Genomic DNA, 19,787 nt, shown 5'->3' on the forward strand with positions numbered 1-19,787 from the left:
ATATCTGCCAATAATTGACAATCTCAAAAACCCGCCCCGACCGGGATATTATGGTTAATCGATCGGACATGATATGAGGAGGTGATATGACAAATAACCCAGAAAAAATTACAATTAGAAATAAAGCTTTCGAGTGGGGAAAACGCACTTATTTAATGGGCGTTTTGAACGTAACCCCTGACAGTTTTAGCGACGGCGGAGATTTCTATACCATAGAATCTGCTTTAGCGCAAGCGGAAAATATGGTAAAGTCGGGGGTAGATATTATTGATATTGGCGGTCAATCTACTCGGCCCGGTGCAGTGGAAATATCATTAGGGGATGAGATCGATCGCGTTATACCTCTCGTACAAATACTGCGACAAAAAGCCGATATTTTTGGCTCAGTTCCTATTTCGGTCGATACTACCAGAGCGCAGGTTGCGAAAGCTGCGGTTGAGGCGGGAGCGGATATAATTAACGATATTTCGGGAGCAACTTTTGATTCGGAAATGCTGTCAACCGTTGCTCAGTTAAAAGTGCCAATAATTTTGATGCACATTCGGGGAACTCCCCAGACGATGCAACAACTGACAGATTATCGCGATTTAATCGGGGAAATTGGGGAATTTTTCGAGAGTCGAATTGCGGCAGCAGTTGCTGCGGGGATTGACAAATCTCAAATAATTCTCGACCCTGGTATTGGCTTTGCTAAGAATTACAGTCAAAACTTAGAAATTCTGCGAGAGTTGCGAAAATTCCGTGTTTTAAACTGTCCGATTTTAGTCGGAGTATCGCGAAAAAGCTTCATCGGTCACATTTTGAATCAGCCAGAAGCGAAACAAAGAGTTTGGGGGACAGCGGCGGCTTGTACAGGTGCGATCGCAAATTTGGCAGATATCTTGCGAGTTCACGATGTCAGAGAAATGCACGATGTTTGTCTGGTTGCCGACGCTATCTTCAGGAATCAGTCTTGAGAAGTCGGAGTCTCAATAACTTTTATTTCCCCGCCCTCAGAATGAATCACATCGGGCATAGAACCCATCAGCTCGCCCAGAGCTTCGCTCATGCTCCGGGGGTCCATAAACAGAATTTTGGCATTGTCGCTTTCGCCCAATTTTTGTTGAGCCTCTAAGTATTTTTCGGTTACTAAGTAATTCAAAACTTGCTTGCTATTGGGATGGGAGTCTAAAGCTTCAACTAAGAGCCTCATATACTCCTTAGTGCCGATCGCCTTATTGACCATTGCTTGCCACTCGCTCTTGGTAGCGCGCTCCAATTCCATAGCTTCTTGCACCCTTTTCGGAGGTGTAATGCTTTGAATTTCTACCCGAATTACTTTGACACCCCAAGTTTCGGTAGCTTCGTCCAACTTCTTGAGTAACTTTTTATTCATGTCATCTCGGGAACCCAAGATGTCTTGCATGGGCAATCGACCAATTTCAGCGCGAAACGTCGTTAAAACTAAGTTGGCGATCGCATTTTCAATTTGATCGATTCCATAATAAGCTTTCTGTAAATTCACAACCCGCCAATACACAACGGCATCGACTTCGAGAGCCACATTATCTCCCGTGATTGCTGACTGAGGTTTAATGTCTAAAACTCTTTCACGGCTTGTGTCCACGCAGACGACTTTTTCGACCAGGGGACTGATAAAGTGGAATCCTGGCTTGAGGGTGCGCTTGTATTGACCCAAACGTTCCACTAAAGCTTCGTCGCCACCGCTGACTATTTTGACGCTTGAGTTAACAGCGTAGCCGAGGATGAGCGCAAAGAGCATGGTAAGAATAGACTGCCCCATTTCTATTTTCCTGCTAAGGTTGACTGAGAATCGATCGGAATTCTACTCTAATTTAACTCAAACTCGGCCCCGCAGTGCTAAAATATCTCGACTGTTAATAACTAACTATTTCATCGGGTGGGCCCCATCGGCTCCGACTCTTACGGCGCTAGTCAAGAACCTCAGCCCTGACGGCATGAGGCTTGAAAGAGAAATCTAACAAGCCATCTTGACCCGCCAAGCGTCTTAACTGACTACGTTTTTTGAGTCACGACACCGGGCGAATGCGAAGCTAGTTCCCTGCTCTGTCGCTAGTGGTTAAACAGTTCTAAGGTCACGCTTTACAGTGCTGCTAGCCTAACAAGCTCAGAAAACATTGGCAAAGCTAACTTTACCCCAGAAATGGGAGATTGAGGACAACCATATCCTCACGGGGGGGGCAACCATACCCCCCTACCCCGCAAGGGGATTCAAATTAAATGTAAAGCCGTCCTGTAAAGACGGGGTTTCAAACCCCAGGAATTTTGATGAAAAACGATCAAGAGTTTCCCTGGTTCAAACCTTTAAGGTTGATCGCCCCAAGCATTTTGTTGGGTGCAGGAATCTGGAGTGTCGCAGCGGCCCAACCGGCACAAGCTGAAACAATCGCCCTGCAACTCTCGCAAAACTTGCAGTCGCAGAACTTGCAGCCATCGCGCCGAGGCCCTGCTGTTCGAGAAGTTCTGTCCTATGAGATGAAGGGAGACGAACTCAGGATTTGCAAGCAGGAAGGCAACTCCGAGAAAAAGTGCCAAGTTGTAGGTAAAGGCTACACGATCGGTTTGAGAACTGCCAACGACCTTTACGGTCAAGGAAACGCTGTCAATGCCGAAGCTTTGTACCGGCAACTCATCGCTCGCTATCCCAAAGAAGCGGATGCTTATTACAAGTTGGCAACTATGCTGTCGGGGCAAGGTAAAATGAGCGATGCGATCGCTCTATTCCAAAAAGCAATTGAAGTCAACCCGAAGCACGCCAAAGCTCACAACGATTTAGGCGTGGCGATGGCAAGTCAGGGGCAGTTGCCCGAGGCAATTGTTCAGTGGAGACAAGCCGTTAAAATTAACGATCGATATCCCGATGCTTTAAACAATTTAGGAGTCGGTTTGTACCAGCAAGGAGACAAGGAATACCACGCGGAGGCGGTAGCCAGCCTCAAAAAAGCTAAGGAGTTATTTATCAAGCAAGGTAGAACTCAAGCTGCTAACAGAGTAGAGAAAATTTTGGAGGAAATTAATTCGCGCTCCAGCGACTCCTAACCTCAACCGCCGATCGCCGATTGAAAGAAAAAACATCTTTGGCGATCGGCGTTAATGGGCGTTCAGCGGCGCTTAAACACCCCAAAAACCGCAACCTAAAGCATTTCCTTCAAAACTTGTATAATCAAATCCCCATCCACCCGATCGCTCACAGCAGCCTCACCCAAGCGCACCGGCAGCACAAACCGCACCTTGCCATCCTGCACCTTCTTATCCAGTTGCAAAGTATGCAAAATTTCCTCAACATCCACACCAGCGGGCAATTTGGCAGGTAAACCCGCTTTTTCAATTAAAGCAGATTGACGGCGATCGCACTCAGCATCCCACATTCCCAACTCCACAGCCAACCGGCTTGATCCAGCCATGCCGATGGCCACCCCTTCCCCGTGATTGATCGCCTTGTAATTGGTCAAACTTTCCACAGCATGACCGATGGTGTGTCCGTAATTCAAAATCGCCCGCAAACCCGATTCCTTCTCGTCTTTGCTTACCACCTCAGCCTTAGCTTGGCAAGACCTGCTCAAAATTTCTGCCAACAAATCCGCCTTCACATAACGCATTTGATCCAAACGCTTGCAATTCTCCAACTTCCCGAAAAGTTCAGCATCCCAAATCACCCCGTACTTGATGACTTCCGCCATAGCCGAACGAAACTCCCTCGCCGGCAGAGTTTTGAGTACATCCGGGTCAATCAAAACCAAGCGCGGCTGGTGAAAAGCCCCGATTAAATTCTTCCCTAAAGGATGATTTACCCCCGTTTTGCCGCCAATAGAAGCATCAACCATCGCCAGCAGCGAAGTCGGAACCTGCACGACATTAATTCCCCGCAGCCAAGTCGCCGCAGCAAAACCCGTCATATCGCCAACCACCCCGCCGCCCAAAGCCACCATTGTCGATGAACGTTCTAAACGGTTTTCCAAAGCCGCACCGTAAATTTTCTGTACCGAATTTAAAGTTTTGTACTGTTCTCCCGGTGGTAAAATGCAGCTACTGACTTCCATGCCGGCCGATTCGAGGGCTGCTGTTGCTCTTTCGCCGTACTGCCGAAAAATCGACTGATTCGACACCAGCAGCACTTTTTTGCCCAAGCTGAGATCGCCCATCAGACTGCCGAGTTCGTCTAAACCGCCCGATCGCACGCAAACATTGTAAGATTGTGGCCCCAAGTCAACTTTAATTATGGATTGCATATTTATCTAATTTAGATATTAGATTTTAGATTATCAGAAAATTGGGTTGAAAACCCCGTCACTTCGACGGATTAATGTCGATATAGTGTCGCTCTAGTATGGCATACTAGAGATAGCACAGGCTGAAAAACCGCTATCACAAGACAATATAAATCTGGGGTGTCCCCACTTGACAGGATAGGAAGTAGTAATGCGTAGTGGATGGCGATAACCACGATAAACAGAGCTAGGGTAGCCAACGATCACCCGTGAACCAGCAAAATCAAATACTTGATATTCAAGTTGTACCGTAGGGCATACGGAAACAAGGGGAGCAATCCTCTAAAGCTTGCGGAGATAAGCCCGCTGGGACTCCTCTAAATTAGACTCGAAACTTAGTTCTATTGAACGGGTTTTTGGTTTAAGTAGTGCCGAAAGGATAGAGAGTTTTAAGGTGTATCAGTGAACCAAGAATCCCCACCCATTAAGGCTGGGGAGTGTCAAATGTCTTTTTATTCATTGTTTTGGAGAAATGGCAATGACTCTTAGCGGAGCAATAACTTATTTCGGGCTTTTTGGTGGCATGATCGGCTTGGCGACAGTGCTGATGTTTGGTCTGCGGGCTGTCAAACTCATCTAATTTGCTCATTTAGATGTCTCAACCAGAGGATTTAATCTCTGGCCAAAGTATCAGTTCGACAAAGTATTTGCGCCAACAATCTCTAGGTTTATCTGTAGATTGACGGCGCAAATATTTGGTTTCATAGAACTTGATGCTAGAATTTCCTAATTTAATATTAGACCCAAAGTAATTTGGTTAATGCTTCAATCTAAAATCTAAAATCTAAAATCTAAAATCTAAAATCTAAAATCCCTCGATTCCCCAATTATTCACCTTGAGGATGAAGGAGCGATCGCACTTGTTGTAAAATTCGATCGCTCCTGATTAATTACAAGATTCGTTCTAATTGAGTCGATCGCACTTCTGCCAATTTCTCAGCCCCTGTCGTATCAAAAACGATCGCGTGTTTAGCCGTCGGCAACAACCGCCGTAAAATCTGTATGTATCCATCCGCATCGCCCCGACGGTGGAACCGAGCAACCACCAATCGCTGCATATTTGGCAATTGTCGCACGATACACCAGGGATGAGTGTTTAATTTGGGCTTGGATGTTGGTATCATAGGGTAATCCTTCCCCACCTTCGTGGGGTGTGATAGAAAAGGCGATCGCCCTTAAGTTTTCGAGGCTAGGAGGGCGATCGTTTTTAGTGTACATAGATATCATATGTTGCATACGCATCAATGTCAAGTTAAAACATGGGATACGTTAGACTGCGGATTCGAGAACTAGCTGAGCAAAAGGGTTGGACACTAAAGCAAGTTGCCGATCGATCCGGAGTTAATTACAACACTGTCAGAAGCTACGTTCAGCGCGATGCTTTGAATACAGCCGATCTTTCTGCTGTCTACAAAATTGCCCGCGCCTTCGACGTGACAATGGAAGATTTGGTCGAGATTTTGGAAGATTGAGGGCGCACCAATGGGGCGAGTTCGACTAAAGATTCGAGAGTTGGCAGAAGAAAAGGGCTGGACGCTGCAAGACGTGGCAGATCGCCAAGAGGGTCAATTACAACACGGTTAAAGGGTACGCTAGACGCGATGATGGGATGAGTATGGTCGATCTGAGTGCCGTTCAGAAGATCGCCCTTGCTTTTGATGTCATGAGTCAACTACCCAGCATCAAGCGGAGTACCGCCGGAGATGTGGGCTTGTATCTGAGCTCCACCGCAATTCCGAGAATCTTTGCAGAATCTCAGCTTTAGTTTCACGGCCCGACACATTAGGGGATGCTGACAAGCTCCCCGTACTCGTCCAGTCCTGCCGGACAAGCAACGTTCTCATGGCAATATTTCGCGCACCCACCAAATCAGCATGAAGCTCGTGTCCGCAACACTCGCAACGAAACAATAGTCCTTTTTTAGGTCTATTGCCGGCCGAAGTGTGTCCGCACTTTGGACAGCTTTGCGAGGTATAATTAGCTGGAACTTTAGTAGCTAAAGAGCCGTTCAAATTAGCTTTGTAGTCAATATAGCCGTGCAATTCGGCAAACGACCATTTAGCTTTATTTCGATTAGCTCTTCGCTGTTTCTTGCTAGCCTTTTTACCAGACTTGGACTTAATTATATCCCCAACTCCGGTTAGGTTTTCCAGTCCAATCAAAGTATTAGGTTTGGCAATGTCCTTGCTAATTTGGTGGTTCACGTCAGCGATAAACCGTCTTTCTCTTCCCGACAAAGCAATTAGTCTGCGCTTTGCCGAACGAGTGTCTTTACGCTGAAGAGTTTGTCTAGCTTTATGATAGCGGTTGGCTTTATGTCTAGCTTCTGAACCTGAGTAGAAATTAGACTTGTTTTGTAAGTCTGTTTGTACGGCTAAGTAGCGCATCCCCACGTCAACGCCAGAAACTCTAGTTATTTTCAGTGGGTCGAGTTCAGGGGTTTCTACCTCAACACTTACCATCAAATAGTAAACTTTAGAGGAACGCTGATAGACAATTTTAGCTGCTCCAACTTTGGAACCATTCGCAATGAAATCCAGATGCTTGTTGTAGCCATCATACGAGACTACTATTCTACCAGCTAGGGTAATAATACTCACCTTCTGCTCGGATTTAAACGAGTAGTCACGCTGATAATTCAAGGTACAGGTTCGAGAGATATACTTAGGGGGTTGGTCTAGTCCTTTGTACCGTTTCTTGGTGTACCCTTTAGCGATAGCATCGTTAGATTGTTTTACCTTAGTCCAGAGAGTTTTATACGTTGCCGAAACTTGTCTGGGTACATTGCAAGCCATCTGAGCGCCAAGTCCAAATCGAACTCGCAATTCATTGTAGACAGCCTTTTGTAACTTAGCACCATTGCTGGTTTTGTTCGCATCAAAAGCAACTTGTGAAGTATGATTCAAGGCATCGCGATAAGCCAAGGTAGTCTGAGATACCAAAGCTTTTTGCTCGGCATTCAGGTTTAGTTTTAGCTTGGCGGTGATTATTTGAGGCATTACTTTCACGAACTCTGACAAAATTCTATCTCGTGAAGATGGCAAAAGCAAGTGGTGTAGCAAAAATTATTTGTTCGCTCATCGACCGCCCCTCACCTTCCGACACATAAAGTCATCGGTTTGGTTCGGGGCGGCTCTCCTGGCTCACGCAAATTCCTCCCGACGCTCACCTGGGTACAGGTAGAGCGCGGGACTCCTTTTGGTTTAGTTGAAGATTTGGTCGAGTTTTTGGAATAGTAAGGGCGATCGCGCTAATGGGATACGTTAGACTGCGGATTCGAGAACTAGCTGAGCAAAAGGGTTGGACACTAAAGCAAGTTGCCGATCGATCCGGAGTTAATTACAACACTGTCAGAAGCTACGTTCAGCGCGATGCTTTGAATACAGCCGATCTTTCTGCTGTCTACAAAATTGCCCGCGCCTTCGACGTGACAATGGAAGATTTGGTCGAGATTTTGGAAGATTGAGGGCGCACCAATGGGGCGAGTTCGACTACAAATTCGATCGCTAGTAGAAGAAAAGGGCGAGATCGCTAATGGGATACGTTGATTAATGCCGTACTTCTCGCCGTCTTTTCTTTACTTGTTCGTAAAGCATATAACTACCTTCTATAGCCGATCGCCCGCTATCCCCTAAAATAATTTCTACTCCCTCAATCCAAAATCTAAAATCTAAAATCTAAAATCGATATGTCTCATTCCACCGATATCGTCACCCTCGCCCGCTGGATGGCCGCCGACTTCAGCAACCAAGCCCAAGCCTTTGAAAACCCGCCCTTCTTCGCCCACATCCGCGTCTGCATGAGACCTTTGCCCGTCGAAGTTCTGGATGGGATCAGCTTGTACCTAGAACAAGCCTACGATATTGAACTGCACGTACCGTACCGAGTCCGAGTTTTGAAATTAGTCCCAGTGGGCGATCGAATCGACATCGAAAATTATGCCATAGAAAACGAAGAACAATTCTACGGCGCGGCCCGCGACCCGCAACGGCTGCAAGAAATCAAAAAAGAACAACTGACTCTACTTCCTGGCTGCACCTTTATTACGCAGTGGACGGGCAACAGCTTCAAAGGGTCTGTCGAACCCGGAAAAGGCTGCATGGTGGTCAGAAAGGGCAAAAAAACCTATCTAGACAGCGAATTCGAGATTGACCAAGACAAATTTATTAGCCACGATCGCGGACGTGACCCAGAAACCGACGCCCACGTCTGGGGAGCCCAGGCCGGCCCCTTTGAATTCACCCGCCGGGCCAGTTTCGCCGACGAAATTCAGGTTTAATCTAAAAAAACAGACTCCTTCCTAGGCGAACACGCTTGATTAAAGGTTCAGAATGCACCATAACCTGATACATTAACCCAGTATTGGCAAGCAAGATTCACCGTTGATTTATGAAAGTCCTGGTTATTGGTGGCGATGGCTATTGCGGTTGGGCAACCGCACTCTACCTTTCTAACAAAGGTTACGAAGTTGGCATCCTCGACAGCTTCGTGCGGCGGCACTGGGATCTGGAACTGTGCAGCGACACCCTCACTCCCATCGCACCGATTCAGCAAAGACTCCAGCGATGGCAAGATTTAACGGGCAAGTCGATCGACTTGTTCGTCGGTGACATCACCAACTACGATTTTCTCAGCAAAAGCATGAGAAAATTTGCACCCCTTGCGATCGTCCATTTCGGCGAACAGCGTTCGGCACCTTTCTCGATGATCGATCGCGAACACGCAGTCCTCACCCAAGTCAATAACGTCGTCGGGACACTCAACCTGCTGTACGCCATCCGCGAAGACTTCCCCGATTGTCACCTAGTGAAATTGGGGACAATGGGCGAATACGGCACGCCGAATATTGACATTGAAGAAGGCTACATTACGATCGAACACAACGGTCGCAAGGATACACTACCCTATCCCAAACAACCAGGCAGTTTCTACCACCTGTCAAAAGTCCACGACTCCCACAACATCCATTTTGCTTGCAAAATCTGGGGTTTAAGAGCCACCGACTTAAATCAGGGCGTAGTCTACGGCGTGCTCACAGATGAAACCGGCATGGATGAACTGTTGATCAACCGTTTGGACTACGACGGAGTATTCGGTACAGCGTTGAACAGATTTTGCATCCAAGCTGCGATCGGTCATCCTTTGACGGTTTACGGCACTGGCGGACAAACCCGCAGCTTCTTAGACATTCGGGATACCGTGCGGTGCGTGGAATTGGCTCTAGCCAACCCCGCCGAAGCCGGACAATTCCGCGTCTTCAACCAATTCACCGAACAATTCAGCGTCGGCGACTTAGCCTCCTTGGTGCAAAAAGCAGGCATGGCTATGGGATTAAAAGTAGAAATCAACAACATCGAAAATCCCAGAGTCGAGAAAGAAGAACATTATTTCAATGCCAAAAACACCAATTTGCTAGACCTCGGTTTGCAACCGCACTATCTCTCAGATTCCCTGCTCGATTCTCTGCTGAATTTTGCTACAAAATATCAGCACCGTGTCGATAAAAACCAGATTTTGCCGAAGGTTTCTTGGAAGTAAGTTCAGACCTCTACCTGCGGGGAAAGAGATTTTTTAACGAACCGCGAAGGCGCGAAGGGCGCGAAGTAAGAGAAAAGAAGGGAAGAGAGGAGAAGGGTTCGCAAATTCTGAATGGAGTTTGCTGTATATTACGATAATCTATCTTTTTTATCTCTTTCTCTGTGTCCTCTGTGTCCTCTGCGGTTAATTAAAAAATTCCATTAGGTTTTTACTGCTGGCTTTTTGGGAATAAATGCTGTCTGTAGAAATTCGCACGATTATTCTGTTGCTTTTTGTTGTTCTGCCGGGATTTTCAGCGAGTGCAGTTTGTGCTTATTATTTAATAGCGGAATGGGCGGCACTAACGGCGAGTAATCAAAATTACCGCGCCCGTTAGCGAATCACCGGCTGCTGGGGAAAGGGAAATATTAATTGCTAAAACTGCACAGGAAATTCACAGAATTAATTGCTTTGCCGAAGGTGTGGGATTGCTTTGAGGTAGGATAATTGGATCGAGCGGAATTCACGGAATTTGTATGTTGCCCCCAGAAAAATCTCGATCGTAATTAGTGGCAATGAATCTGCGAACCGAACCATACTTAAACCAGGCAAGTAAATGGCCGAAAACAGGTCGTCACATTCTGGCACAATTTGACGAAAATACCGTTGTAGTGTACCAAGCTTACCGTCCGGCGATCGGTCTTTTTGCAGCGGAACAAGGTTATTTCGGTGGGGAATTTAGTCTGAATCGCATGAGTTGGATTAAGCCCAATTTTCTATGGATGATGTATCGATCGGCATGGGGTACTTCATCGGGTCAAGAAGTAATTCTTGCTATTTGGCTGAAGCGATCGGCTTTTGACGAAATTTTAGCATCGGCTGTCCATTCTAATTTCGTTCCAGCAGTGTATGGAAGCGAAAAAGAATGGCAACAAGCTGTTAAAAATTCGGCTGTACGGCTGCAATGGGACCCGGATCGTCACCCAAATGGATCGAAAATGGATCGGCGGGCAATTCAACTCGGTTTGCGCGGCAGTGTTTTAGCTCGTTACGCGCGAGAATGGATTGTTAAAATTGAGGATATTTCCCAATTCGTGCAGCAACAGCGTCAATATAACGGAGGCGATAGCACGCAATTACTGACTCCTTGTGAGGCAGTGTATCCTGTCATCGACCCCGACATCTCCCAGAAACTACGATTATCGGTTTCCTAAACAATTTACTATGAAAATTGCTCTGTTCACTGAAACATTTCTGCCAAAAATAGATGGCATTGTGACGCGCCTGATTCACACTGTAGATCACTTGCAGCGATCGGGCGAACAAGTTCTGATATTTTCTCCAGATTACGGGATTAAAGAATACAAAGGCGCACGAGTTTACGGTGTGGAGGGCTTGCCTTTGCCGATGTACCCGGAATTGAAAATGGCACTTCCTTCTCCGGCTGTCGGTCGCCAATTAGAGCAGTTTAAACCGGATATTATTCACGTTGTCAATCCCGCAATTTTGGGATTGGGCGGTATATATTACGGGAAAAAGTTCAACATTCCAATTTTGGCTTCTTACCACACGCATTTGCCCAAATACTTGCACCACTACGGTTTCGGAGTCCTCGAACCTTTATTGTGGGAATTGCTCAAAGGTGCTCACAACCAAGCAGAACTGAATTTGTGTACTTCTACAGCAATGGTGGAAGAATTGAGAACCCACGGGATTGAGCGAGTAGATTTGTGGCAGCGGGGTGTAGATACTGAAATGTTTGTCCCGGAATTGGCAAGTCGAGAAATGCGATCGCGCCTTTCTGCAAATAACCCAGACAGTCCCCTGCTGCTGTACGTCGGCCGCCTCGGTGCAGAAAAAGAAATCGAACGCATCAAACCAGTCCTCGCAGCGATTCCCGACGCCCGCCTCGCCCTAGTGGGAGACGGCCCGCATCGCCAAACCCTCCAACAATATTTTGCCGGTACACCCACTAATTTTGTCGGCTACCTCAAGGGGCAAGAACTCGCAAGAGCTTACGCATCGGCCGACGCCTTCATTTTTCCCTCCCGCACCGAAACCCTGGGCTTAGTGCTCCTAGAAGCAATGGCTGCGGGGACGCCTGTAGTGGCGGCGCGCAGCGGCGGAATTCCCGATATCGTCACCGACGGTGTTAACGGATATTTATTTGACCCCGCCGACGAAGAAGGAGCGCTCGCCGCCACTAAGCGTCTGTTTGCGAATCCCGAAGAACGGGAAACCCTGCGCCATAACGCTCGCCGAGAAGCTGAACGTTGGGGTTGGGCCGCCGCCGCTGCACAACTGCAGCGCTACTATCAATCAGTGGTATTTGCCGAGTCTGTGCCCAGAGCAGCCTAAATGTCAGGATCTGTAGCACCTTTAAACTTCACCGCCAGCTTAGCTTGGCTGTTCGATCGTCAGTTGGTATTGAATAGGGATGTTTTCAAAGACCGATCGAACTTTTTTGCTGCATAAATTACCGTCGTTATCCTGCTGTTGCGTTTACCATTAAACTATGAGTAAGCTCTGTAGGAATGCCTTGCGCGCTGCTTTCATAGCGCCCTTTACCTCACCGGATACGGTCGCCGAGTGCGCTAAAACTGTCACACCGCGCGCTGGGGCCGAGCACAGAGCGTCAAATCCACACTGCACTCTCGATCGAACGAAAGCCTGTCACCTAATTTTCAGGCCTTCTGTTTTGCGAACTCAAGTTCAGCTTGAATTGACGAACCCTCATCAGTATCGAGGTTGGAAAAAAGATCGATCGAGCATACATAACAAGCAAACTGAAGTTGCGTGCGCCACTTTTGAACTCACGATTCATCAAAACGACAAGCGAGTGCCGATGCGCTGGCAAACAAATTCAAGAGTTTGCACCGCCGCCGAATCTAGCGCCGATCGACCTGCGGTGAGTCTACCCCTCTGAGCAAGCAGTTAATCATGACATTCTCCAATACTGGTAGCGTTCTGGCTACACTGACTCAAGTCAATTTTATGGGGGCATTGACCTCCCGTGTTAAGAGCCTGCCAGTTCCTGAATTAGTGTGCCTGCTGGACTTTATCACGGCTGAATTTCAGCAATTTATCCGGGCGATGGACCTGATTAACAATGAAGCACTCGAAAGTCTCTTAGAGCAACTTTTAGATGCCTTCACTGTCAAAATTGGTCAAATTTTGCAAGCAGACCGGACAACTATTTTTTTGGTTGACTCCAACAAAAATCAACTGTGGCACAAAACAGTCGATCCACTTACGGGCGAAGATGTAGAAGTGCGCTTGCCTATGGATGCAGGCATTTTAGGCTACGTAGCAACAACCGGAAAATCGATCAATGTCGCCGAAGCTCGATCGCACGAGTATTTTAATACCGAAGTAGACGAACCACCGGGCTACCACATCGAGACCATCCTCTGTATGCCGATTTTTAGCAGCAAGAGCCAACAGGAACCCGTAGCGGTGGTCAGACTGTTAAATAAAGCTGGCGATGCCCCCTTTAGCGAGGAAGACGAACAGCAGTTCCAGGCTTTTGCAGATTCGATCGGGATTATTCTCGAAAGCTGTCAGTCTTTCTACGTCGTGGCCCGCAACCAGCGAGGGGTTGCCGCACTTTTGAGAGCGACCACGACTTTGGGTCAAAGTCTTGACTTGGAAACCACTTTGCGCTCTGTCATGGATCAAGCTCGCGACTTGATGCAGGCCGATCGCAGCACGCTATTTTTGTTAAATCGGGAAACCAACGAACTCTGGACAAAATTAGCTAAGGCTGACGGCAAAACGATGATGGAAATCCGTATTCCTGCGAATAGGGGAATTGCTGGTTACGTGGCTTCGACGGGTCAACCTCTAAATATTACAGATGCTTACGACGATCCCCGGTTTGACCCATCTACAGACCAGCAAACGGGATACCGCACTCGGACTGTCTTGTGTATGCCGGTGCATAACGCTAAAGGTGAGCTGATCGGGGTAACTCAGCTAATTAATAAGAACCAAGGTACTTTCACCCCTTCCGACGAAGAGTTTTTGCGAGCGTTTAATTCCCAAGCGGGAATGGCGTTGCAAAATTCTCAACTGTTTCAGAACGTGATGGTGGAAAAGCAGTATCAGAAAGATATGCTGCAAAGTCTTTCTGATGCAGTGATTTCCACGGATTTGAAGGGGCGAGTTGTGACGATTAACGAAGCAGCCATAGAATTGTTGGGCTGTCCGGTAAATCAAGCTAAAAGCAAACACCATCCCCAGATTTGGGAAGATAAACTTGTGAATCGCTATGTTTGGGAAGTTGTGCCGATCGACAATTTGCAATTTCGACTAGAAGACAGTCTCAAAACTGCTGCCCGACATTACGTTCCCGAACAAAGTTTAACTGTGGGACTGTTGGTAGAAAAAACGCTAAATTCCCAACCAAAAGAAGAAGGACAAGAAGAAGAAGAAGAAGAAGAAGAAGAAGAAGAAAGTTATATTTTGGCCGTGCCCGATCGCACCGATCCTAATTTATATTATGCTTGGGGCGAAAACCGCGCGTGGACTGAGGAAGTAGCGCTGGCAGAATTAGCTAATGCCCAATCTCTATTTGCGCTGCGAAATTCTGCCCTGTATCACCCTTATTGTCCGTTGCCCATCCCCGCCTCTGGAATTAAAGTAATTGAACGTAGTTTGAATTTGACTGTCAACCCCCTACTCAATCCAGAGGGCGGCGTGCGCGGCGGTTTAGTGGTACTCGAAGACATCAGCCACGAAAAGCGGATGAAAAATACGATGTACCGCTACCTGACTCCTGGAGTCGTAGATAAAGTGATGGCCTTGGGTGAAGGCGCCCTGATGGTGGGCGAACGCAAAGAAGTCACTATTTTATTTTCCGACATTCGCGGCTATACCACGCTGACCGAAAATTTGGGAGCATCCGATGTGGTATCCCTGCTGAACGAATATTTTGAGACGATGGTGGAGGCCGTTTTCCACTACGAAGGCACTTTAGACAAGTTTATCGGCGATGCTTTAATGGCGGTTTTCGGCGCGCCCCTGCCGCTGAATCCTCCGGAAAGTCACGGTTGGATGGCGGTTCAGTCGGCTTTAGATATGCGCCGGCGTTTGAAAGAGTTTAATGATTCTCGCCCCGGTGCAGATCCGTTTCGCTTCGGAATTGGGATTAGTTCGGGAGAGGTGGTTTCGGGAAATATTGGTTCCCAAAAGCGAATGGATTACACGGTAATCGGGGATGCGGTGAATTTGAGTTCGCGCTTGGAACAGCTTACAAAGGAGTATGGCTGCGATATAATTTTGAGCGAATTTACATACAGTTTGTGTCGCGAAGGGATTTGGGTGCGAGAGCTAGACAAGGTGCGGGTTAAGGGCAAAAATCAGCCGGTGGGTATTTACGAGTTGCTGCAAAATAGTTCTGAACCCATCGACGGCGAAACCGTTCGGTTTTTGGAACTTTACAGCAACGGTCGGGATGCTTATATTGCTAGAAATTTTCACAAAGCTATTAATTGTTTTGAAGCGGCTTTAGCGATGCGACCGAACGATCGACCTGTGGAAGTTCACCTCGACCGATCCCTAAGCTATTTGGAAGTCCCCCCGCCCGATGATTGGGACGGCGTGCATACTATGACAACCAAGTAGTAGATTATATTACATCCGAGCGATCAAAAGTAAAAAGATTTGATAAACTTTTGATATATTCCTTATGACAGAGTTAAGAAGTGGAAAAATGTGAAAACATAAATCGGATGCCATATTAAAGTTAGTATTTATTTCCAGGCTAACAATTAAATGAGTTATTTATCTGTTCCTAATGCCACAAAAGCCGATCGTATTCTGGTGGTAGACGACGCACCAGATAATGTTTTGTTGGTGCAGACAATCCTAGAAGAAGAAGGTTACGAAATTAGCACGGCAGAAAACGGCTTTTCGGCCTTGAGTCAAATTGACAAGTCAGCCCCGGATTTGGTACTGCTAGACGTGATGATGCCGGGAATGGATGGTTACGAAGTCACTAAACGAATCCGAGAAAATAAGGAATTGCCCTTTATGCCGATTTTGCTGATCACTGCTCACGACAGTGCCAGCGTAGTGCAGGGATTGGACATGGGAGCAGACGATTTCATCCGCAAACCAGTCGAAATGGACGAACTGCTGGCGAGGGTACGATCGCTCCTGCGGCTAAAACACAGCGTAGACGAGCGCAATTCGATCGCCCTCCAGCGCGAAGATTTTGTCTCCCGACTCGCTCACGACTTGCGGACGCCCCTGGTAGCAGCCGATCGAATGCTAAGTTTAATGCAGCAGGGAGCTTTGGGAGAAATTTCGCTTCCCATGCGCGACGCTTTCGGGACGATGGTTCGCAGCAACAAAAACCTCATCACGATGGTAAATATGTTGCTGGAAGTATATCGCTACGAAGCAGGCCGCAAATCCCTAAGTTTCGCTCCCGTGGACTTGCGCCAGCTTATTACAGAAGTAGCTGAAGAACTAGCTCCCCTAGCGGATGCTAAAGGTTTGTCGATAAATTTAGACTTGACAGAAAGTGCAGAAAGTGCACCGATTGCGAAGTATCCGGGCGATCGTCTGGAGCTGCACCGCTTGCTGACAAATCTCATCGGAAATGCGATAAAATTCACCGACAACGGCTCAATAGATGTCAGCTTAAAAGCTGCCAATTCACCTGCTTATACGAGCTTCAAAAACCAACCGCTGGCATGGGTAATCATGGAAATCAAAGACACCGGCGCCGGCATTTCTCCCACCGAACAAGCAAAGTTATTTGAAAGGTTTAGCTCGGGAACTCACAAGAAATCCAGCACAGGTTTGGGACTACACCTGTGCCGCCAAATAGTCGAAGCTCACCGCGGCACGATTGACGTAAAATCAGAGCTGGGCAAAGGCAGTTTGTTTAGTATTCGCTTGCCTTGTTAGAACAGTATAATTCACCCTAACTTTGGGGTGCCAAAAGCGAACATTAGTACAGATACACTGTAAGGGTAGGGTGCAAAGTGCGTACCTAATCGAATTAGGGTTAATTTACCAGATGTCATATAATTACTTCGCAACCGAATTTATGGCAATATGTCTAACTGTCCAGTGTGCGGTGCTGAATACATAGAAGAAAAAGCAGAGTTTTGCTCGATTTGCGGCTGGGATTTGACTCCCTACCCGCAACGTGCTAAGCCTTCCAAAACTTATTTAAAAAAAGAACAAGTTAGATTGCAGTGGGCCAAACAAATGTGGGAATTGGCCCGCACTCAACAAAATTGGTCAGCTAAATTTGATGAGTTGCATGGGGAATTGCAGCAAGGTGCGATCGCCCGCACATACCTGCAATCTCAGTTAGAATGGGTTCTGTACCGCCTCGAACAACTAAACCCCGAATTGATTGTCAGCACTCTACTGCGGCTGGAAGACAAAATCGGCGCTATACCTGCGACAACTCCGGCTATCTCCGAAGTGGGGATGGACTACCGCCAACTGACAAAGCTATTAGAAACTGGAAAATGGCGCAAAGCTGATGAACACACTTGGGAAATCTTGCTGCAAATCGCTGTCAGGGAAGACGAAGGGTGGCTGAGTGCAGCCGATATTGACAGTTTTCCTCCTACAGACCTTCGCACGATCGACAAACTTTGGCAACAATACAGCAGCGGGCGGTTCGGGTTGAGCGTGCAGCAGCAGATTTGGGAAAGTACCGAGGCAAATTATACTGAATTTTGCGATCGAGTCGGCTGGAGAGTCAAGGAAAATTGGAAATATTACAGCGAGCTCTCCTTCAACGAAGATGCTCCCCCCGGCCATCTCCCCGTCACCGCATGGAGACAGCGCGCCTGTTACGGTGCTGGTAAACTCACCGCAGCCGAAAACTTTGCCCGCATCGCTGCCAAACTCGCAACTGGCGATCGGTAATCATCAAAAAAAAATCAAAATCGACATTAACTGCTATAATCAAAACGGTTTAGCAACTGGGGCTGTGGCTCAGATGGATAGAGCAAGCGCCTCCTGAAGAATCGGGCACCCTGCGAGGAAACTCTGGGAGTGAATGTGGTCAAATTTGGTGAAACCTAAAGAGTTCGTGGATTCCTATGACTCTAAGGCAATACCAAGCCAAGCCTGAGTTCAGGGCGATTAAACAATCGCCTATATTGAAATCAGGAAGGTTTAGAGACTAGACGGTCACCACCTAAAGGCTGCAAGCCTATGGTGAAGGTATAGTCCAGAGAGTGGGGAAACTCACACAAATCTGAAGCGCTAGGTCGCCGGTTCGAACCCGGCCAGTCCCGTTAAAAATCAAGAAAAATTAACAGCAGGAGGGGTAAGCCTAAGTTTTGCCTCTCTTTTTTGCATATCCGCTAACGAATTCGCCCACAGACGAATACTTGCTGGAAGACGAGGACTTACCCAGAACCTCTATAGAATCCATCTGAAATCTCAAATCTGAAATCTGAAATCTAAAATCACCTGTTTAAGCCCCACCACCAGCGTAGAGTCAATCTAAAATCTCAAATCTCAAATCTCAAATCTATGATCCCCCGACCCTTTTTTAAATTTTAATTTTTAATTCCTGTTAGTGGGCTGTACGTGCGGTATTTTTTGCTATGGTTCCTTTGTGAGTTACATAAAATTTTTATAGGTTTAGATGTGGTTAAGAATCAATTCAAACACGCGGCGTTACCAGCCTTTGAATACTTCACGCAGTTTTTGGTTCCTAGTAGGGCTTTTGATGGCGTGTTGGTTTGGCTATCAGGAGGTTAAGAGCGAATTTCAGAGACCCCAAGCTTTGTTAGTTCTAGGTGGGGCTACGGAGCGAGAGGTGTTTGCGGCCAAATTTGCTCTGGATCACCCTGAATTGCCAATTTGGGTGTCGTCTGGCAGCAATCCTGAGTTCGCGGAATGGGTGTTTTCAGAAGCTGGAATTGAGTCCGATCGCGTGCACTTAGACTACAGAGCAGTGGATACGGTAACAAATTTTACTACGCTGGTAGATGAATTGAAAGCTAGAGGGATTGAGAGCGTGTATCTGATCACTTCTGACGATCATATGCGGCGAGCTCAGATTATCGGCGAAATCGTGCTCGGCAGTCGAGGCATTAGTTTTAAGCCTGTCGCAGTTCCGTCTGGGCGAACCCCCGAACCAATGGAAAAAGCTGTTCGCGACGGCGCTAGGGCTATTCTTTGGCTGACAACCGGTTATACAGGTGCTAACTTCAGCCAAGCCAGAATGGAATAAACAAAGGGAAGGATTGAGCAAGTTTTAATTTTTTTCCATTCCCTCTGGTTTTAAAACTTGTCTCCTCTAGCGATTTAACGAACCGCGAAGACGCTGATGACAAATTCGTAAAAGAAGAGAAGGAGTAGTTTAAAATTAAGAGATGAACTTCAAAAGCTAAAGTTAATGACCGACCAAATTCTGCCGCAAGTTCTGGATAAAATTTTGAGTGACAGCAAAACGCCGGATGCTGTTTTTTCGGCTTTGGTGCCGGCTTTAGGCGAGGTGTTAAATTGCGATCGGGTCTTTCTCTACCTCCGCAATCCTGAAACGCAAAGAGGCAGAGTACCTTACTGCTGGCGTCGCAACTCGAACTTTCCAGAGATTGGGGACGCGGAATGGAAAAAAGAACCAGAATCTTTAGGGGAAGAAGACCCTTTGTTTGCAGCAGCTTTGCGAACTGAACCTTCGATTTTTGTTGAGGATGTTGAAACAGCAAATCCTGAAGTAGTCAACAAAAATTTTGAGGCAAAAGAGTTCGGGCATCGAGCTTTGATTCACGCTCACCTTTGTTCTGACGGCTTATTGTGGGGGGTTTTGCAGCCTTGTATGTTCGATCGCCCTAGAGTTTGGACTGACTTCGATCGCCAAGTTATCGCAGCAGTTACAAAAAAAATTTCGCCTTTAGCTGTCGCTTATGTAACCGCTGCTAAAGCAGAAATCTGAGCGTCTGATTATATCAAGTCCGAGCGCTCGCTTATATTTATTGTTTAGTGCGAGCT

19 protein-coding genes are annotated in these 19,787 nt (G+C 47.1%); 15 read left to right on the plus strand and 4 right to left on the minus strand.

The genetic code is table 11. The features are described 5' to 3' along the window. Positions 1-86: 86 nt before the first annotated feature. A complete protein-coding gene (gene folP / locus QUB16_RS08030) occupies positions 87-956 on the plus strand; it encodes a dihydropteroate synthase (protein WP_333315360.1) in 870 nt (289 codons plus the stop codon). Here folP and QUB16_RS08035 read toward each other — a convergent pair. Beyond that, a complete protein-coding gene (locus QUB16_RS08035) occupies positions 947-1,783 on the minus strand; it encodes a stomatin-like protein (protein ID WP_333315362.1) in 837 nt (278 codons plus the stop codon). The genes folP and QUB16_RS08035 overlap by 10 nt on opposite strands. A 506-nt stretch (positions 1,784-2,289) precedes the next feature. Between QUB16_RS08035 and QUB16_RS08040 the strand changes: the two genes are divergently transcribed. Then, complete coding sequence (locus QUB16_RS08040; RefSeq protein WP_333315364.1) at positions 2,290-3,060, plus strand: tetratricopeptide repeat protein; 771 nt, start codon at positions 2,290-2,292, stop codon at positions 3,058-3,060. A gap of 95 nt (positions 3,061-3,155) precedes the next feature. Here QUB16_RS08040 and aroB read toward each other — a convergent pair whose 3' ends face one another. Then, a complete protein-coding gene (gene aroB, locus QUB16_RS08045) occupies positions 3,156-4,250 on the minus strand; it encodes a 3-dehydroquinate synthase (protein ID WP_333315366.1) in 1,095 nt (364 codons plus the stop codon). A 517-nt stretch (positions 4,251-4,767) separates the two neighbouring features. Here aroB and petL point away from each other — a divergent pair. Further along, a complete protein-coding gene (gene petL / locus QUB16_RS08050) occupies positions 4,768-4,869 on the plus strand; it encodes a cytochrome b6-f complex subunit PetL (RefSeq protein WP_333102550.1) in 102 nt (33 codons plus the stop codon). 310 nt (positions 4,870-5,179) lie between these two features. Here petL and QUB16_RS08055 read toward each other — a convergent pair whose 3' ends face one another. Beyond that, positions 5,180-5,413 carry a hypothetical protein gene (locus QUB16_RS08055; protein WP_333139220.1) on the minus strand — a complete coding sequence of 78 codons (234 nt, stop codon included), beginning with the start codon at positions 5,411-5,413 and terminating at the stop codon, positions 5,180-5,182. Positions 5,414-5,548: 135 nt separating this feature from the next. Here QUB16_RS08055 and QUB16_RS08060 point away from each other — a divergent pair, with 135 nt between their 5' ends. Next, complete coding sequence (locus QUB16_RS08060; protein WP_333139222.1) at positions 5,549-5,761, plus strand: helix-turn-helix transcriptional regulator; 213 nt, start codon at positions 5,549-5,551, stop codon at positions 5,759-5,761. A gap of 210 nt (positions 5,762-5,971) precedes the next feature. Here the strand turns inward: QUB16_RS08060 and QUB16_RS08065 are convergent, their stop codons facing one another. Then, positions 5,972-7,288, minus strand: coding sequence for a transposase (locus tag QUB16_RS08065; protein WP_333315367.1), 1,317 nt, complete (start codon positions 7,286-7,288; stop codon positions 5,972-5,974). A 254-nt stretch (positions 7,289-7,542) separates the two neighbouring features. Here QUB16_RS08065 and QUB16_RS08070 point away from each other — a divergent pair, with 254 nt between their 5' ends. The 11 genes from QUB16_RS08070 (at position 7,543) to QUB16_RS08120 (ending at position 19,731) form a co-directional block, all read left to right on the plus strand. Beyond that, the gene (locus QUB16_RS08070) at positions 7,543-7,755 is read left to right on the plus strand and encodes a helix-turn-helix transcriptional regulator (protein WP_333139222.1); all 213 of its coding nucleotides are present in this window, start codon (positions 7,543-7,545) and stop codon (positions 7,753-7,755) included. Positions 7,756-7,977: 222 nt separating this feature from the next. Then, positions 7,978-8,568, plus strand: coding sequence for a chromophore lyase CpcT/CpeT (locus QUB16_RS08075; protein WP_333315369.1), 591 nt, complete (start codon positions 7,978-7,980; stop codon positions 8,566-8,568). A gap of 110 nt (positions 8,569-8,678) precedes the next feature. After that, on the plus strand, positions 8,679-9,827 hold the full coding sequence (locus QUB16_RS08080) for an NAD-dependent epimerase/dehydratase family protein (RefSeq protein WP_333315370.1): 1,149 nt from the start codon (positions 8,679-8,681) through the stop codon (positions 9,825-9,827). A 554-nt stretch (positions 9,828-10,381) separates the two neighbouring features. Beyond that, positions 10,382-11,020 carry a DUF4291 domain-containing protein gene (locus tag QUB16_RS08085; protein ID WP_333315372.1) on the plus strand — a complete coding sequence of 213 codons (639 nt, stop codon included), beginning with the start codon at positions 10,382-10,384 and terminating at the stop codon, positions 11,018-11,020. A gap of 10 nt (positions 11,021-11,030) precedes the next feature. Further along, positions 11,031-12,164: a glycosyltransferase family 1 protein gene (locus tag QUB16_RS08090; protein ID WP_333315374.1), complete on the plus strand. Its 1,134-nt coding sequence runs from the start codon at positions 11,031-11,033 to the stop codon at positions 12,162-12,164. Between the two features lie 157 nt (positions 12,165-12,321). Continuing rightward, a complete protein-coding gene (locus tag QUB16_RS08095; RefSeq protein ID WP_333315375.1) occupies positions 12,322-12,732 on the plus strand; it encodes a hypothetical protein in 411 nt (136 codons plus the stop codon). A 14-nt stretch (positions 12,733-12,746) separates the two neighbouring features. Next, positions 12,747-15,431: a GAF domain-containing protein gene (locus QUB16_RS08100; RefSeq protein ID WP_333315376.1), complete on the plus strand. Its 2,685-nt coding sequence runs from the start codon at positions 12,747-12,749 to the stop codon at positions 15,429-15,431. A gap of 150 nt (positions 15,432-15,581) precedes the next feature. After that, entirely contained in the window at positions 15,582-16,724 is a 1,143-nt protein-coding gene (locus QUB16_RS08105) for a hybrid sensor histidine kinase/response regulator (protein ID WP_333315378.1), read from the plus strand. A 150-nt stretch (positions 16,725-16,874) separates the two neighbouring features. After that, complete coding sequence (locus QUB16_RS08110; RefSeq protein ID WP_333315379.1) at positions 16,875-17,705, plus strand: GUN4 domain-containing protein; 831 nt, start codon at positions 16,875-16,877, stop codon at positions 17,703-17,705. A 730-nt stretch (positions 17,706-18,435) separates the two neighbouring features. After that, entirely contained in the window at positions 18,436-19,026 is a 591-nt protein-coding gene (locus QUB16_RS08115) for a YdcF family protein (protein ID WP_333315382.1), read from the plus strand. Positions 19,027-19,191: 165 nt separating this feature from the next. Continuing rightward, complete coding sequence (locus tag QUB16_RS08120) at positions 19,192-19,731, plus strand: GAF domain-containing protein (protein WP_333315383.1); 540 nt, start codon at positions 19,192-19,194, stop codon at positions 19,729-19,731. Positions 19,732-19,787 lie beyond the last annotated feature (56 nt).

This window comes from Microcoleus sp. D3_18a_C4 (assembly GCF_036702415.1).
Classification (GTDB): Bacteria; Cyanobacteriota; Cyanobacteriia; order Cyanobacteriales; family Microcoleaceae; genus Microcoleus.

Bases quoted from the DNA above. Each gene is read 5' to 3' on its own strand.
- folP (WP_333315360.1), top strand. From the start codon at position 87: ATGACAAATAACCCAGAAAAAATTACAATTAGAAATAAAGCTTTCGAG.
- QUB16_RS08035 (WP_333315362.1), bottom strand. From the start codon at position 1,783: ATGGGGCAGTCTATTCTTACCATGCTCTTTGCGCTCATCCTCGGCTAC.
- QUB16_RS08040 (WP_333315364.1), top strand. From the start codon at position 2,290: ATGAAAAACGATCAAGAGTTTCCCTGGTTCAAACCTTTAAGGTTGATC.
- aroB (WP_333315366.1), bottom strand. From the start codon at position 4,250: ATGCAATCCATAATTAAAGTTGACTTGGGGCCACAATCTTACAATGTT.
- petL (WP_333102550.1), top strand. From the start codon at position 4,768: ATGACTCTTAGCGGAGCAATAACTTATTTCGGGCTTTTTGGTGGCATG.
- QUB16_RS08055 (WP_333139220.1), bottom strand. From the start codon at position 5,413: ATGATACCAACATCCAAGCCCAAATTAAACACTCATCCCTGGTGTATC.
- QUB16_RS08060 (WP_333139222.1), top strand. From the start codon at position 5,549: ATGGGATACGTTAGACTGCGGATTCGAGAACTAGCTGAGCAAAAGGGT.
- QUB16_RS08065 (WP_333315367.1), bottom strand. From the start codon at position 7,288: ATGCCTCAAATAATCACCGCCAAGCTAAAACTAAACCTGAATGCCGAG.
- QUB16_RS08070 (WP_333139222.1), top strand. From the start codon at position 7,543: ATGGGATACGTTAGACTGCGGATTCGAGAACTAGCTGAGCAAAAGGGT.
- QUB16_RS08075 (WP_333315369.1), top strand. From the start codon at position 7,978: ATGTCTCATTCCACCGATATCGTCACCCTCGCCCGCTGGATGGCCGCC.
- QUB16_RS08080 (WP_333315370.1), top strand. From the start codon at position 8,679: ATGAAAGTCCTGGTTATTGGTGGCGATGGCTATTGCGGTTGGGCAACC.
- QUB16_RS08085 (WP_333315372.1), top strand. From the start codon at position 10,382: ATGAATCTGCGAACCGAACCATACTTAAACCAGGCAAGTAAATGGCCG.
- QUB16_RS08090 (WP_333315374.1), top strand. From the start codon at position 11,031: ATGAAAATTGCTCTGTTCACTGAAACATTTCTGCCAAAAATAGATGGC.
- QUB16_RS08095 (WP_333315375.1), top strand. From the start codon at position 12,322: ATGAGTAAGCTCTGTAGGAATGCCTTGCGCGCTGCTTTCATAGCGCCC.
- QUB16_RS08100 (WP_333315376.1), top strand. From the start codon at position 12,747: ATGACATTCTCCAATACTGGTAGCGTTCTGGCTACACTGACTCAAGTC.
- QUB16_RS08105 (WP_333315378.1), top strand. From the start codon at position 15,582: ATGAGTTATTTATCTGTTCCTAATGCCACAAAAGCCGATCGTATTCTG.
- QUB16_RS08110 (WP_333315379.1), top strand. From the start codon at position 16,875: ATGTCTAACTGTCCAGTGTGCGGTGCTGAATACATAGAAGAAAAAGCA.
- QUB16_RS08115 (WP_333315382.1), top strand. From the start codon at position 18,436: ATGTGGTTAAGAATCAATTCAAACACGCGGCGTTACCAGCCTTTGAAT.
- QUB16_RS08120 (WP_333315383.1), top strand. From the start codon at position 19,192: ATGACCGACCAAATTCTGCCGCAAGTTCTGGATAAAATTTTGAGTGAC.